This is a genomic window from Paenibacillus sp. AGC31 (assembly GCF_057334655.1).
This window is the reverse complement of sequence record NZ_JBHFJH010000009.1, coordinates 16,129-31,279: the sequence shown is the minus strand read 5'-3', so window position 1 is coordinate 31,279 and position 15,151 is coordinate 16,129. Positions and strand designations below refer to the sequence as shown.

Here is a 15,151-nt window from a genome sequence, read left to right as displayed (position 1 = left end):
TTACCCTATCCGTTCCGCGGTCCGCTTCGAAAGCAATCAAGGAGGTCGGTTATAATGAAGAGAAATCATACCATGATGCAGTTTTTTGAATGGCACCTGGCTGCAGACGGAGATCATTGGAAGCGACTGGCTGAAATGGCCCCGGAACTGAAAGCCAAAGGTATTGACTCGGTATGGGTACCACCCGTAACCAAGGCAGTGTCAGCAGAAGATACAGGTTATGGTGTATATGATCTGTATGATCTGGGCGAATTTGATCAAAAGGGTACCGTACGAACCAAATATGGCACCAAGCAGGAATTGGTGGAGGCCATTGCTGAGTGTCAGAAGAACGGCATAGCCGTCTATGTGGATCTGGTTATGAATCACAAGGCCGGAGCAGATGAGACGGAAGTGTTCAAAGTGATTGAGGTTGATCCGAATGATCGGACGAAGGAAATTTCCAAACCGTTCGAGATTGAGGGCTGGACCAAATTCACATTCCCGGGTCGCGGAGATCAATACTCCTCCTTTAAGTGGAGCTCTGAACATTTCAACGGTACAGACTTTGACGCCAAGGGAGAACGAACAGGTGTATTCCGCATCGCAGGAGAGAATAAAAAATGGAATGAGAATGTCGATGATGAGTTTGGCAACTATGACTATCTGATGTTCGCCAATATAGATTATAACCACCCGGATGTAAGGCGCGAGATGATCGATTGGGGGAAATGGCTGATCGATACCCTTCAGTGTGGTGGGTTCCGGCTGGATGCCATTAAACATATCAACCACGAATTCATTAAGGAATTCGCAGCAGAGATGATCCGCAAACGCGGTCAGGATTTCTACATCGTAGGTGAGTTCTGGAACTCGAACCTGGATGCGTGTCGTGATTTCCTTGATACGGTAGACTATCAGATCGACCTGTTTGATGTGTCTCTTCACTACAAGCTGCATGAGGCTTCACTTGCAGGCAGAGACTTTGATCTCTCCAAAATTTTTGACGATACCTTGGTGCAGACCCATCCTACCCATGCGGTAACTTTTGTAGATAATCATGACTCCCAACCTCATGAAGCGTTGGAATCATGGATTGGTGATTGGTTTAAGCCGAGCGCGTATGCCCTGACGCTATTACGTCGCGATGGTTATCCGGTTGTATTTTACGGGGATTATTATGGCATTGGTGGTCCTGAACCTGTGGATGGCAAAAAAGAAATTCTGGATATTCTGTTGTCTGCCCGTTGCAATAAGGCATATGGAGAGCAGGAAGATTACTTCGATCACGCGAATACCATCGGCTGGGTACGTCGTGGCGTAGAGGAAATCGAAGGCTCCGGTTGTGCGGTGGTCATCTCCAACGGGGATGACGGTGAGAAGAGAATGTTCATCGGAGAGCATCGTGCTGGTGAAGTCTGGGTGGATCTGACGAAGAGCTGTGATGATCAGATTACCATTGAGAAAGACGGCTGGGCCACCTTCCATGTGTGCGGTGGAGGCGTCTCGGTATGGGCTCTTCCCGAACAGAATGAGGACTGTGCTGACGCTGAGTAACAGATTAGAATAAATGATATTAGAAACGACCATATACACCATTATTCCACCTGAGCCGACCAGTTTCTGCCGGGCAGGTGGTTTTTGGTATGTTCCTAATAAGTTCTCCGTTTACCTACTCCAGTTCAAATGATTCCAATGTGCCAACCATTCGCAGATCATGCTCGAGGTTGAACTGATCCCGTCTGTCGGCATCCGCGTACTCATCATGATAATGCATCAGTACGGTTTTCTGTCTCACTTCAGCGGGTAACTGCTCCATATCCTTCAATGAGGTATGGGATTTGATCACCAGATCATGCATATGACATTCATGGAAAATCAGCTGCACATCAGCGGCAACCTGCTCCACCCGTTCCTGGTCGAGTGTACTGTCTGCACTGTAATAGAAGTAAGGCTTGGCGAGAAGCCCATTGCTGACCATACCGGGAACATGTTGGGTCCGAAACGTCTCAAACGTCACGCCGTCCAGTTCAAATGTGCCTCCATCTGGCAGGGGGACGACATCGTAGTAATCACTCATGGTACGTTCACCATCCGTGGTGTAGCGCATGCCGGGGGATAGAATGTTCCAGAGCGGATCTACCAATTGTTCGTGGATGAACAGGCGGGGTTTGCGGTCGCCTACGATCTGTGAGTAGTATCCGAGCATCTGTACACCGTTAATATGATCCTCATGCAGGTGGGTAATGAACACATTGTGGATATCGGTCATGGCGAATCCATATTCCTTAAGTGCTTTGGCATTCGATTCCGGAAAATCAATGACCAGATGCGTTCCTCCAAATTCAGCCAACATACTATTGTGGTGCTGCTCCACGCTGAACATATCTCCTGTGCCGAGAAAAGTGATTTTCAATTCATTTCATCTCCTTGTGTGATCTTCAGATCAGCATCCTTGCGTTAAATCCAGTATACCTTGTTCCCGAATATATGCCTAAATCAACCTTTTTTGATAACGCTATCATTTTATATTGAACTTTGATGATAAACAGTGTAGCGTAAAGATGGGAAGTGAACCCATATGAACGTAAACTCACCTAAAGGGAGCGTGCGAGGCGAATGAAATCTTTTCTGGATGAACAATTTTTGCTGCACAATGAAACGGCGATCAAGTTATATGAGGATTATGCCAAAGACATGCCGATTATTGATTATCATTGCCACCTCAGTCCTCAGGAGATCTACGAGAACAAAACCTTTGGCAATCTTACAGAGGCTTGGTTATACGGTGATCACTATAAGTGGCGGCTCATGCGCGCAAACGGAATTGAAGAGCAATATGTGACCGGCGGCGAGGGAGTAACCGATTACGATCGTTTCCTGGCTTATGCCAAAACGGTACCGATGATGATTGGTAATCCGCTGTACGCCTGGTCTCACTTGGAATTACAGCGATATTTCGGCGTCTACGAAGTATTGAATGAGACAAGCGCACCGGCCATCTGGGACAAAGTAAATGTCAAACTGAACAGTGACGGATTCGGTGCACGTGATTTGATTACCAAATCCAATGTCACTGTTGTGTGCACAACCGATGATCCAACGGATTCTCTGGAGTATCATCTGAAAATTCAGGAAATCGAAGGCTTTGATACGGCGGTATTACCTTCTTTCCGCCCGGATAAGGGCTTGGAATTGAACCGGGATACCTTCGTGGAATGGGTGGGCAAGCTGTCGCAGGCATCTGGCACTGCCATTTCAGATTATGAATCCTTCCTTGCTGCGCTGGAGTCCCGGGTGGAATTCTTCCATTCTGTCGGCGGCAGAGTCTCTGACCATGCACTTGATTATGTTCCTTACGGCGTGGCTACACGCGAAGAAGCAGCTGCCATCTTTGCAAAGGTACTTGCGGGTCAGAAGGTAACTCGTGAGGAAGAGGACAAGTACAAGACGGTAACGCTGACGTTCCTTGGCAAACTGTATGCAGATCGGGGCTGGGTGATGCAGTTCCACATTAATGCAGCCCGTAACAACAACACACGGATGTTTGCCAAGCTTGGGCCGGATACGGGTTACGATGCCGTGAATGATACGCCGCTTTCCGCAGCGATGATTGGATTGCTCGACGCGTTGGAGCAGCAACAAGCACTGCCCAAAACGATTCTGTATTCTCTGAATCCAAGGGACAACGAAGTGCTCGCGGCGATCATCGGCAGCTTCCAGGGCGGGGGTATTCCGGGTAAAATCCAGCTTGGTGCAGCCTGGTGGTTCAATGATACCAAGGATGGCATGTTAGCCCAGATGAAAGCCCTGGCGAATGTTGGTCTGCTCAGCCGATTTGTCGGCATGCTGACCGATTCACGCAGCTTCCTGTCCTACACGCGGCATGAGTATTTCCGTCGTCTGGTCTGCAATCTCATTGGTGAATGGGCTGAACAGGGCGAAGCACCGCAGGATATGGAACTGCTCGGTCAGATTGTCCAAGGCATCGCCTACAACAACGCAAAAGAATATTTCCCGTTTGCCTCAGTGCTCAAAACAGTCTCTGCTTCACAGTCTTAATGAGTAACAAACGCACCTAATCATGCAATTTATGCAATAAGAAGATTCTTTTGTGTCTACTTTTCAATCGTAATAAAAATGCTCCCATTCTATACTCCCGGGTCATCATCCACCGGAGTATAGAATGGGAGTTTCTTTGTAAGTTGAATTCATGGAATTGCACATAATAAGTATAACGGGCTCCAATGACGGCAAAATGACAAAACCCAAAATCAAGCGCGTATAGGCTCTTGGTTATGGGTTTATATTGGTTATTTTTAGATGTTTGACATTGGCTTCTTACGATAATATACTTAGTACACCTAATTAATTGTGCATCTATTTAATTGTACTGCTATTTAATAGATGTCCTATGATGTTGGATGTCTATGGAATGATAAAGAAAGAAGGAGGGACCCATTATGACTGGTATAGATCCGGTCGCTCAGAAGCTTTTGTACTCCATTATGCAGTTTAATAAAGGCAAATGGAGGCAGCATAAACCTCATGGGCGCAATCACAATGAAATTATGGTGCTGGGTTGTTTACTCCACGGGATGCATCCAGGAGAACAATTGAACTGGCAGGACAATCCGCCTGATTTCAATGACACGATCGAATCCAATCATCCCGGGATGAAAGTCTCGGAAATCAGCGCATTGCTACGAGTGAAGTCACCGACCATTACACCTGTTATTCGTGGCCTTGAAGATGAGGGGCTGGTCAAACGGACGATGGACCCGGAGGATAGACGTGCTGTCCGCATCACGATTACTGAAGCAGGTCGTGAAATTATTCGAGCTGCTCACCAAGAGCGCATGGAAATATTCAATAAGTTAGTTGAGCATTTGGGTGAGCAAGACAGTACTCAGCTGGCTGAGTTGTTGACCAAGGTATACACCTTTTTTGATACATTAACTTCCTTGCAAAAGGATGATTCGACAAGAGGAGATGATACGCCATGATGAAACTGTTTCGCATGCTGAAGCCATACCGAATTCCGATTATTTTCATTCTGGTTTTGGTACTGTTTCAGTCGCTTGCTGAATTGTACCTGCCTACGTTAATGGCGGATATTGTGAATGACGGCATCATAAAAGGGGATATCCCGTATATCTGGCAGATTGGTGGATGGATGTTGGTCATCGCGATTGGCGGAACGGCGTGTTCGGTGATCGCCAGTTACCTCTCATCTCGAACAGCGGGCGGATTTGCCAAACAACTGCGTAGCAGAGTTTTCCGCCATGTGGAGAATTTCTCGCTCCAGGAGTTCGATAAGATGGGTACTGCTTCACTGATTACGCGTACGACGAATGACATCACACAGGTACAGAATGTACTTACGATGATGCTGCGAATGATGATTATGGCTCCGCTCATGTGCATCGGGGGTATCTTCATGGCGGTATCTCAGGACGCCAAATTATCTACGATTTTCCTGGTCGTGCTTCCGGTACTGGGCGGAGCCATTGCGCTGATTGGTGCCAAGGGTTTACCTTTGTTCAAAACCATTCAGAAAAAGCTGGACCGTCTCAACCTGGTGCTGCGTGAGCAGTTAACAGGGATTCGGGTTGTTCGTTCATTCAACCGTGGGGAGCATGAGAAAGTGCGCTTTAACGGTGCCAATACAGAACTGAGAGATTCTTCGATCAAAGTTAATGTACTCATGGCGACCATCATGCCTGTGATGATGCTGGTTATGAACTTTTCGATGATTGCCATCCTTTATTTTGGTGGAATGCGGATCGACAGCGGCAATATGAACATCGGTGCATTGATTGCCTTCATCCAATATGCAATGCAAATCATGTTCTCACTGATTATGGTTTCGATGATCTTTGTCATGATTCCAAGAGCTTCAGCATCGGCGGAACGGATCAACGAAGTGCTTGATATGCAGCCGGATCTTAGCAATCCCGAGCAGCCTCGTGGCATGAAATCCATGCAGGGTATGATTGAGTTTGAGAATGTAACTTTCCGTTATCCGGGCGCAGAGAATCCAGCTTTGTCCGATATCTCCTTCACAGCTCGCTCAGGAGAGACAACAGCCATCATTGGCGGTACGGGTTCTGGGAAATCGACATTGCTCAGTCTTATTCCACGATTTTATGATGTGACCGAAGGTAGTGTTCGGGTCAATGGTACGGATGTGCGTGAAATTCGGCAGGAAGATCTGCGTGCCAAAATTGGCTTTGTACCACAAAAGGCAGTCCTCTTTACGGGTACGATCACGGAGAATATTCGTCACGGGAAAGATGATGCCACAATGGATGAAGTTGTTCATGCGGCCCGTACAGCTCAGGCGGAGAACTTCATTACCGAGATGAAAGAGGGATATGACAGCCTTATCGCTCAAGGTGGTAACAACGTATCTGGTGGACAAAAGCAACGTCTGTCCATCGCTCGCGCACTTGTTCGCCGTCCGGAAGTCTATATCTTTGATGACAGTTTCTCTGCTCTCGATTTCAAAACGGATGCTAAACTTCGTGCTGCGCTGAAGTCCGAAACGACAGAAGCAGCTGTGCTGATTGTTGCGCAACGCGTAAGTACAGTAATGGATGCCGATCGCATCCTGGTTATGGATGAGGGCCGAATTGTCGGTTCAGGAACACATAAAGAGCTGCTGGAGCACAATGAAGTGTATCGTGAGATTGTATCCTCCCAGCTGACAGAGGAGGAGATCGCATGAGTGAACGTACAGAACGCAAGTCGGCTCGTTCCCCTGGTGGGCCGGGTCACCCTGGAGGCGGAATGGGTATGCGGCCTCCAGTGGAGAAAGCGAAGGATTTCAAAGGCACACTGCGGCGCTTGATTCGTTATCTCCAGCCCCATAGTTCTCGTCTGTTAGGTGTGCTGGTTGCAGCTATTTTGAGTACCGTATTCAGCATCATCAGTCCAAAAATTATGGCCGAAGGAACGGATATTCTCAGTAAAGGCGCCATTGCCATCCTTCAGGGTGTACAGGGAGCCGGAATTGATTTTCCTGCATTAATGAAAGTATTGTACCTGCTTGGCGGACTCTATCTGTTCAGTGCTGCATTTATGTATGTTCAGCAATACCTGATGGCCGGTGTGGCCCAACGTGTTGTGTATGACATGCGTGAGCAGATCAGTGCGAAGGTTGGACGTCTTCCTTTGAAATATTTTGACTCCCGCACAACTGGGGAGACACTTAGCCGTGCCACGAATGACGTGGACAATATCAGTAATACACTTCAGCAAAGTTTGGCACAGTTCATTACGTCTATCGTCACGATTGTCGGCGTAATTATCATGATGCTGACGATTAGTCCATGGATGACGCTAATCACGATTTTGACGCTGCCACTCAGTGTGGTTGTTGTTATGCTTGTTGCTTCCCGTTCGCAAAAACACTTTGCCGGTCAACAGAAATCCCTTGGGGAACTGAATGGTCATGTCGAAGAGATGTACACGGGACACAAGGTTGTCAAAGCTTTTGGACGTGAAGAACAATCCGTACAGCAATTTGAGAAGGTCAATGAAGAATTGTATGAATCCGGCTGGAAAGCCCAGTTTATCTCGGGTATTATTATGCCGCTCATGAGTTTTGTGGGCAACCTGGGTTATGTGCTGATCTGTGTGGTTGGTGGGATTTTCGTTACACGCGGCTCTATCTCTATCGGGGATATTCTGGCCTTCACACAGTATTCCCGTCAATTCACACAACCGATTAACCAGATTGCAAATATCTCCAATATCATTCAATCAACGATTGCTTCGGCAGAACGGGTATTCGAGTTGCTGGATGAAGAGGAAGAAGTTGCTGAGTCTAAACAACCTGTGCAATTACGGCAGCCTAAAGGTGCGGTTGCATTCCAAGGTGTTAACTTTGGATATAAAGAAAATGAACTGCTCATTCATAACATGAATATAGATGTAAAACCGGGACAGACGGTCGCCATTGTTGGACCAACGGGAGCCGGTAAAACAACCCTGATCAACCTGTTAATGCGTTTCTACGAAATTCAGGATGGTCGGATTACGATTGACGGTGCCGACATTAAGGACATGGAGCGTGGCAAGCTGCGCAGTCTGTTCGGCATGGTGCTTCAGGATACCTGGTTGTTCAACGGAACGATTCGGGACAACATCGCCTATGGTAGAGAAGGTTCTACGGAAGAGGATGTAATCAAGGCAGCCGTTGCGGCACATGCGGATCACTTTATCCGTACACTGCCTGATGGTTATGATACGGTGCTGAATGAAGAGGCGTCGAATATCTCTCAAGGGCAGAAACAGTTGCTGACCATTGCAAGAGCGATTCTGGCGAACCCGGCCATCCTCATTCTGGATGAAGCGACGAGTAGCGTGGATACACGGACCGAAGTATTTATCCAGAAAGCAATGAATGATATGATGAAGGATCGCACAAGCTTTGTCATTGCACACCGTTTGTCCACCATTCGCGGCGCCGATCTGATCCTGGTTATGGATCATGGTAACGTGATTGAACAGGGCAATCATGATGAATTGATGGCAAGTCAGGGCTTCTACGCGGATCTCTACAATAGTCAGTTTGCGGAGCAACAACCGCAGGCGATCTGATCACAATGTAACTAACAAGAATAGCCGGGAGCACCCCTAGGGATGTTCCCGGCTATTTGTCGTGTATCCAGAGGAGTGGATTCTAATGTGGAGCTGATTGGATTCGTTTCGATATGATGGATCTATAGGATATGAAAGAACGTTGCATGGTATCTGGGTTGAGGTGCTTATGGAGGATTACCAAGCACTCCCATTTCTAACGAACTTGAGACATGTTATTTCTCGGATAAGCAGCACAAAGTGGTAAAAGAAACCGCAGAATGAGGAAATAAAGTGTCTACGATTCGTTAGAATGCCGGAATTGTGAAATTGTGCCTATTAGAGTGTGCTGTGGACCTATGTCAAAAAAGTAGACACTACGCTGCGGATCTGTCCGTAAATTTCATCGCAAAACGAGCAGGGGAAAGATACCCTAGCGCGCCATGCATTCGCTTGCGGTTGTAATAGAACTCAATGTACTGGTAGATGGCAGTATAAGCCTCTTCCGGCGTCTTAAAACGAGGGTTGCAGTAAATGAGTTCCTTCTTTAAAATACTGTGCCATGACTCAATACAGGCGTTATCATAACAGTTTCCTCGGCGGCTCATGCTTGATTCCATTCCGTATGATTTTAGTTGCTCCACGTATTCTTTTGACGTGTATTGAGAGCCGCGATCCGAGTGATGGAGTAATCCCGGAGCGGGGCGTTTGGCCTTGTAAGCTTCCTCCAGTGCACCCATCACCAAACTGGTTTCCATATGGTTATATAGACGCCAGCCTACAATTTCACGTGTGCACAAATCCAGAACGCTGGCCAGATATAGACGACCTCCTCGGCAAGGAATGTAGGTGATGTCGGTAACCCATACCGTATTCGGTTTGGACGTTTTAAATTGCTGATTCAGCGTATTTGGCGCAAGGGGATGGTCGTGTTTGGAATCCGTAGTCTGAACGCGATATTTGGGCATGACCACAGAACGTAGATTCATTTGACGCATGTATATACTGACGGTACGGGAAGAGATTCGCAACCCTTCTAAATGGAGCAGATACGTAATTTTAGGGCTTCCACACCGCATCTGGTGGTCGTAAAAATGATACCGAATACGCTTCATGACCTCGTCTTTGCGGTTCTGCCGCTTGCTGGTTCGGTCCATTCGCCATCTGTAATATCCGCTCCGTGATACTTGAAAGGTTCTGCACATCTTCTCCAAAGAAAACTCGGAGCGATGATCTTCCACAAACTGAAATCTTAGCTCTTTGGTTTGCTGAAGATGTGCACTGCTTTTTTTACAATCGCCAGTTCTTCTTGTGTATCCGCAAGCGTGTGCTCTTTCTCTTGAAGCAACCGGCGCATCTCTTGAAGCTCTGCTTCCAGTTCCTTCACTCGATCTACACTGGCAACAGGCTCATGTTTTAGTTCGCGGTACTTACTCATCCATTGGTGCAACGTACTTTTTGGAATGTTGAGTTCTTCTGCCAAATCTCCAAGTGTCTTCGTCTGCTCTTGAATGAATTTGACCGTTTGTTTCTTGAATTCTTCGTTATATCGTTGCCGCTGTTCTCCCATGTGGACACCTCCGTTAGTCTTATTATCCTTCCGTCCGTTAACGGGTGTCCACTTTTTATTCTAGCTCCACTGAGTTCGTTAAAATATTCTAGTAAACCATAGTCATAATTGTCTTATATATGCCATGCTGCAAAAATAAAAACGGGACGAAGCGGTGTAACTATACTGCTTTGTCCCGTTTGTTTATATTTTGAATTCATCGTACACCGATCTAGATACAAGCACCCGAGTATAAGCTCACCGATTGAGGGACATTCAGATTGGTCATGAGATACTTTTTAAGCTTCTGTTTGGGCAGGATATGGTCCGCATTTTATTGATCCTTAGAATCATTCGCAGGAAGATCAGCATCGTTGCTAGAGACCGACTTTACTTCTACCTTCAGGTCGTCGCTGTTAGCTTCCTCCAGCGCAGACGGAGCGGGTTCACCCGGAATCAATTCGCGCTGCTCAATCATGCGTTTGACGACTTCATAACAGTCATCGACATGTTTGTTACCTACATAGCGCATGGCTGTGAAGCTGAGTGCGGCAGCCAGTCCCTGTCCTGCAAACGGAACAAATTTGGCGACCGATTTGGTGGCTACGCGTACGCCGACTCTTTTCAGAACCTGTACCACCAATTCCTTGGTGATCATACGACCGATGACTTTGCTTCCGATGGACATCACGAATCCATAGATCATGGATTTGGTCTCGGGGTCCATACCGTCCAGCTGTTTTTGTGATAATCCGAATTTATTGTTAATGGCAGGCAACAGCTGCATCAGCATCCCCACATCAGCCAGTACGTCTGTACCGGGCAGCGGAACGAGTGTTGTACCGGCAGAAGCGGTAGCTCTTTTGCGAACCATGGTACGGCATTCCTTGCGAACTTGCTCCAATTGTTCCAACGTTGCTGGAATCATAGGGAATCCCTCCATTCGTATATGGTATAGATATAACCGTTTTGACTCGATTTGAATGGGTTCTCACCAGCAAAATTTGCAGCCTTATGACATTAAGGTGCGGAGAAACCCTTTTTCTCATGCATACCTCTGGTTAAACAAGGAAATGGTTTATGGATAAACGGGTCATCTAGCTATTACGAATGAATGAGCATTAGGATGCATACCTGATTGGGAAACCTATTTGGAATCATGATGAGTGCTTAGCGAAGGGCTTGTTTACGGCTTCAACCTTTGTGGGTAAAGGGTAACAAGCATTGGAATGGAGGAAGAGGGATGGAGTTTAACAAAGCGTTGTTAATTCATCATCATCATTCGGGCAAGGCCAATCGTGAGAATACAGTGGGTCCTGTGGCTGGTGTGCTGGCTCCCGCTGTCCATGAACTCGTCATTGTGTGTACGGATGAAGCTGGTGAAGGAGAGAAGCTGTGTCGTGAGCGCGGGGAGCAATTCGATGTGGTGTTTATCCTGGGTGGGGATGGCACGGTGCATGAATGTGTGAATGGACTGGCCGATCTGCAACATCCTCCGTTGATTGGTATATTGCCTGGGGGCACCTGTAATGACTTTGCACGTTCGCTCGGGATTTCATCGGATGCAGAGACTGCGGCACAAGAAATGCTGGCAGGTCGGGTAGTGTCCATTGATGTTGGACGGGCTAATGATCGGGTGTTCACGAACTTTTTTGGCATTGGTTTGATCAGTGATGCATCGCAGAATATTAACGAGAATCTGAAAGGCGCGCTGGGTAAGCTCAGCTACTTCATCAGCACGTTGCAGACGATTAGTCATACGGAACCGTTTCGTTACCAACTGGAGGCGGATGGGAAAGAGATGGAAGGCGAGGCGGTGATGATCTACGCAGCCAATGGCCGTTTTCTGGGAACAAATGCATTGCCCTTTGCACCGGATGCGTTGCAGGATGGCGAACTGGACGTGCTCATTATTCATGAGACAGGCATTCCGCTGCTGCGAGAGGTTCTGTCGCACAAGCCAGAGGGAGAATGGCAACCTCAGAGTGAAAGCATTTCATACTTCAAGGCATCTACGTTAAAAGTGAAGACAGATACGCAGATGTCAGCTGACACGGATGGCGAATTGTATATGAAGACACCCGCCGAGCTATCGGTGCTGACGGGTCATCTGAAGTTTCTAACCGGGGAGGGTTATTAGATCCCCCGGTTTTTTAGTTTGATTTTGACTGATCGAAAAATCAAACATTCCCTGCCTGATCTTTCAGATGACGTTGCCTAAACTCATCCTCCAGCATGCTCATCTGTATGGCATCATGGTATTGATGATTGTAGAACAAGACATCCCGCTTCACACCCTCGCGCTGGAATCCAAGCTTCTCATACGTGCGAATGGCTCGCTTGTTGAAGGCGTACACCTCAAGCTCAATTCGATGCAAGTTACAGATTCCGAAGCCGTAGTCCAGCATAAGCAGCAACGCCTCGCTACCGTAACCTTTTCCTTGATGTTCTGCCTGATCGATGGCAACCCGGATATGTGCACTGCGATTCTTGGCATGCATGTCCATCAGGACGACATCTCCGATGATCTGGTCATTCTCCTGTAAAGCAATAAGTAGCATGAGTCTGGAGTCATCTTGTGCAGCGCTCTCAACATAACGTTCAACCTGAGCGCGTGTGAAACTGTTCTGTGTTCCCGTCAGCCTGCGCATCTCGGCGTCAAACAGGCTGGGGAAATAAGCATCCACATCTGTAATCTCGAAAGGACGCAGATATATGCGCGACGTTTCCAGCAGACGGGGGATACGTGGGGATGGTTTTGGTGGTGACATAAGTTGTTCCTCCTATAGGTTCAAGGCGGGACAGATTGAGATCGCCCTGCCTCTTAAAGTTGGCGTTACATATTGATGATGACATGAGTATATCCCAATACTGTATACTTCCAAATATACAGTTTTAATTAATTTTACAGGACAGATGAGGTGCAGCAGTATGATTCAATTGCTAAAGTTGGATGAGAACGATAGTGCGCCAATCTATGTACAGCTCTCGGATCATATCAAAAGGGGAATCATTCACGGGGCATTGGCTGAGCATAGCCGATTGCCTTCGGTGCGAAAGCTTGCCGAGATGCTTGGGGTAAGCACCACTCCTGTGGAATGGGCCTATCAACAGTTGATCGCCGAAGGATATGTATACAGTCAGCCACGACGCGGCTATCGTGTTCGTGCCTTGGTAGACAGCTATCATGCCATGCAGATCGGGAAGACAGACACACAGACAGCCGGGAAAGCTCCCGAGGCTCGAACGACATGGTCAGAACAGCAGGCCATACGCCCTGCTAGAGAAGTACAATATGATTTTCATATGTCACGCAATGATTTCAGCCTGTTCCCACTTGCCAAGTGGCACCAATATGTTAATCGGGTATGGCGGGAAGAAGCGGAGGAGCTATTGTTCTATGGGGACCCTCAGGGAGAATGGGGGCTACGATGTGAAATTGCTGTCTATCTTGCGCATTTCAGGGGAGTCAGCTGTTCTCCAGAGCAGATTGTTGTGGGTGCTGAACAGCATCTGCTAATGTCCCTATTAGCACAGACCCTGCTTCACAAGGGAGAATCAACGCATTCCATCGGTGTAGAGAATCCTGGATACCGACTGTTACCTGGCACATTCCGCAATTATGGTTATCAGGTTGTCCCGATCTCTCTGGACCCTGATGGCATAAACTTGACGGAGCTGGAACAGGCCGGGGTGAAATTGGCGGGTGTGTCGCCCTCTCACCAATTTCCACTAGGTATGACCATGCCGATTACCCGCAGATTGGCGTTGCTGGATTGGGCGGAACGAACAAAGGCATATATCATCGAGGATGATTACGATGGGGAGTTCCGGTATCATGGAAGACCAATCCCTTCCATGCAGGGGCTGCAAGAAGGAAGCCGCGTGATCTATATGGGTGGGTTCTCGCAGGTCCTCGCACCTGCTCTTTGTATACACTACATGGTACTTCCCAGAGAATTAATGGATCATTTTCGCCAAATGTATAAGACTATTCTATTCGAGCAATCAGCTTCCCGGCTCCATCAGCGAACATTGGAGATGTTCATGCGTGAAGGAGAACTGGGTAAGCATATCCGAAAAATGCGTAATGTCTACAAACGAAAGCATGACCTGATCGTTCAGGCCATTCAGATGCATTTTGGTGATCGGGTTGAAATAAGGGGTCAACATTCTGGATTCCATCTGGTATTGCGAATGGCGACGAAACAGTCAGCCAAAGAATTGGTAACCATAGCGATAGAGGCAGGGATACAAATCAGTTCAACGGAATATTTGTGGGCAAACGGGAGCGAACCAGTAGATGGCAAAAGAGAGTTCATTATCGGTTTTGCCGGAATAGAGCCGGAACGCATTGACCCGGGTATTGCCGCATTGGCTAGAATCTGGGGCGATTATTAGTTCCGCTTAACCGCTCCATCCAGAAATAGCCCCACCAGTTCCCGTGCAAGTTCCTCGATGCTGCCGCCATTCATGTTGCGTACATCTTCGCGGTTCGCGAGCATCAGCAGTGACGTAAATGCATGGGCAAGCAGCATAGGGTTCCCGACCCGCAAATAACCGTTGTCCATCTCCTTCTGAAAATGGGTGGCTAGTACTTCAAAGATGCGAACCTCTGCTTCCCGAATCTGAGCGAGTTGCTCCGGGTCCAGATGTTTCTCGGCTTCTCGCATCATGGTCTCCGTTTCAATATGGGAGTGCTGCATCTTCGCTTCGGCAACCTTAACCAGACGTTCTTGCAATGGACCGGGTTCATCCAGACGGAGAGAAGTCTGCTGCATGCCCATCGCCATCATACGGGTAATGGCAACGGTGAACAGCTCGGCTTTGCTGGAGAAGTGATAATAGATCGATGCTTTGGTCACATTACATAACGAAGCGATCTGCTGGAGAGAAACGGGTTCATACCCGTATTCCATAAACAATCGTGACGCGGTCATTAATATGTTGGTTTGCACAGACGCTTGATCCACACCTGCTTTGGGTCTACCCGGTGAACGGGGAATGTTTGTTTTTTTGCTCATAAGTACATACCTC

Annotated in this window: 13 protein-coding genes; 7 read left to right on the top strand and 6 right to left on the bottom strand. The window is 47.6% G+C overall.

The features are described 5' to 3' along the window. Positions 1-54: 54 nt before the first annotated feature. A complete protein-coding gene (locus tag ACE04G_RS05875; RefSeq protein ID WP_449005152.1) occupies positions 55-1,536 on the top strand; it encodes an alpha-amylase in 1,482 nt (493 codons plus the stop codon). A 115-nt stretch (positions 1,537-1,651) separates the two neighbouring features. Here ACE04G_RS05875 and ACE04G_RS05870 read toward each other — a convergent pair whose 3' ends face one another. Beyond that, entirely contained in the window at positions 1,652-2,395 is a 744-nt protein-coding gene (locus ACE04G_RS05870) for an MBL fold metallo-hydrolase (protein WP_449005151.1), read from the bottom strand. 203 nt (positions 2,396-2,598) lie between these two features. On the opposite strand from ACE04G_RS05870, the gene uxaC reads away from it, so the two are divergent. The 4 genes from uxaC to ACE04G_RS05850 all read left to right on the top strand — a co-directional run bounded on the left by uxaC (position 2,599) and on the right by ACE04G_RS05850 (position 8,586). Beyond that, positions 2,599-4,041 (top strand): glucuronate isomerase, encoded by a 1,443-nt coding sequence (uxaC, locus tag ACE04G_RS05865; protein WP_449005150.1) that lies wholly within the window; start codon positions 2,599-2,601, stop codon positions 4,039-4,041. 401 nt (positions 4,042-4,442) lie between these two features. Beyond that, positions 4,443-4,985 (top strand): MarR family winged helix-turn-helix transcriptional regulator, encoded by a 543-nt coding sequence (locus ACE04G_RS05860; RefSeq protein ID WP_074092645.1) that lies wholly within the window; start codon positions 4,443-4,445, stop codon positions 4,983-4,985. Next, positions 4,982-6,709, top strand: coding sequence for an ABC transporter ATP-binding protein (locus ACE04G_RS05855; protein ID WP_339180245.1), 1,728 nt, complete (start codon positions 4,982-4,984; stop codon positions 6,707-6,709). The genes ACE04G_RS05860 and ACE04G_RS05855 overlap by 4 nt, the downstream gene beginning before the upstream one ends. Further along, on the top strand, positions 6,706-8,586 hold the full coding sequence (locus tag ACE04G_RS05850) for an ABC transporter ATP-binding protein (protein ID WP_339180243.1): 1,881 nt from the start codon (positions 6,706-6,708) through the stop codon (positions 8,584-8,586). Before ACE04G_RS05855 ends, ACE04G_RS05850 begins: the two co-directional genes overlap by 4 nt. A 356-nt stretch (positions 8,587-8,942) precedes the next feature. Here ACE04G_RS05850 and ACE04G_RS05845 read toward each other — a convergent pair whose 3' ends face one another. The 3 genes from ACE04G_RS05845 to ACE04G_RS05835 all read right to left on the bottom strand — a co-directional run bounded on the left by ACE04G_RS05845 (position 8,943) and on the right by ACE04G_RS05835 (position 11,042). Beyond that, positions 8,943-9,806 carry an IS3 family transposase gene (locus ACE04G_RS05845; protein ID WP_449005149.1) on the bottom strand — a complete coding sequence of 288 codons (864 nt, stop codon included), beginning with the start codon at positions 9,804-9,806 and terminating at the stop codon, positions 8,943-8,945. Between the two features lie 11 nt (positions 9,807-9,817). After that, positions 9,818-10,135: a transposase gene (locus ACE04G_RS05840; RefSeq protein ID WP_036673079.1), complete on the bottom strand. Its 318-nt coding sequence runs from the start codon at positions 10,133-10,135 to the stop codon at positions 9,818-9,820. Between the two features lie 313 nt (positions 10,136-10,448). Further along, complete coding sequence (locus ACE04G_RS05835; RefSeq protein ID WP_339180241.1) at positions 10,449-11,042, bottom strand: hypothetical protein; 594 nt, start codon at positions 11,040-11,042, stop codon at positions 10,449-10,451. Between the two features lie 315 nt (positions 11,043-11,357). Here ACE04G_RS05835 and ACE04G_RS05830 point away from each other — a divergent pair, with 315 nt between their 5' ends. Then, entirely contained in the window at positions 11,358-12,254 is an 897-nt protein-coding gene (locus tag ACE04G_RS05830; RefSeq protein WP_405130984.1) for a diacylglycerol/lipid kinase family protein, read from the top strand. Positions 12,255-12,294: 40 nt separating this feature from the next. On the opposite strand, the gene ACE04G_RS05825 is transcribed toward ACE04G_RS05830, so the two are convergent. Then, positions 12,295-12,885 carry a GNAT family N-acetyltransferase gene (locus ACE04G_RS05825; RefSeq protein WP_449005148.1) on the bottom strand — a complete coding sequence of 197 codons (591 nt, stop codon included), beginning with the start codon at positions 12,883-12,885 and terminating at the stop codon, positions 12,295-12,297. A 160-nt stretch (positions 12,886-13,045) separates the two neighbouring features. Between ACE04G_RS05825 and pdxR the strand changes: the two genes are divergently transcribed. Beyond that, positions 13,046-14,515 carry a MocR-like pyridoxine biosynthesis transcription factor PdxR gene (gene pdxR, locus ACE04G_RS05820; RefSeq protein WP_449005147.1) on the top strand — a complete coding sequence of 490 codons (1,470 nt, stop codon included), beginning with the start codon at positions 13,046-13,048 and terminating at the stop codon, positions 14,513-14,515. On the opposite strand, the gene ACE04G_RS05815 is transcribed toward pdxR, so the two are convergent. Continuing rightward, complete coding sequence (locus ACE04G_RS05815) at positions 14,512-15,138, bottom strand: TetR/AcrR family transcriptional regulator (protein WP_221819673.1); 627 nt, start codon at positions 15,136-15,138, stop codon at positions 14,512-14,514. The genes pdxR and ACE04G_RS05815 overlap by 4 nt on opposite strands. Positions 15,139-15,151 lie beyond the last annotated feature (13 nt).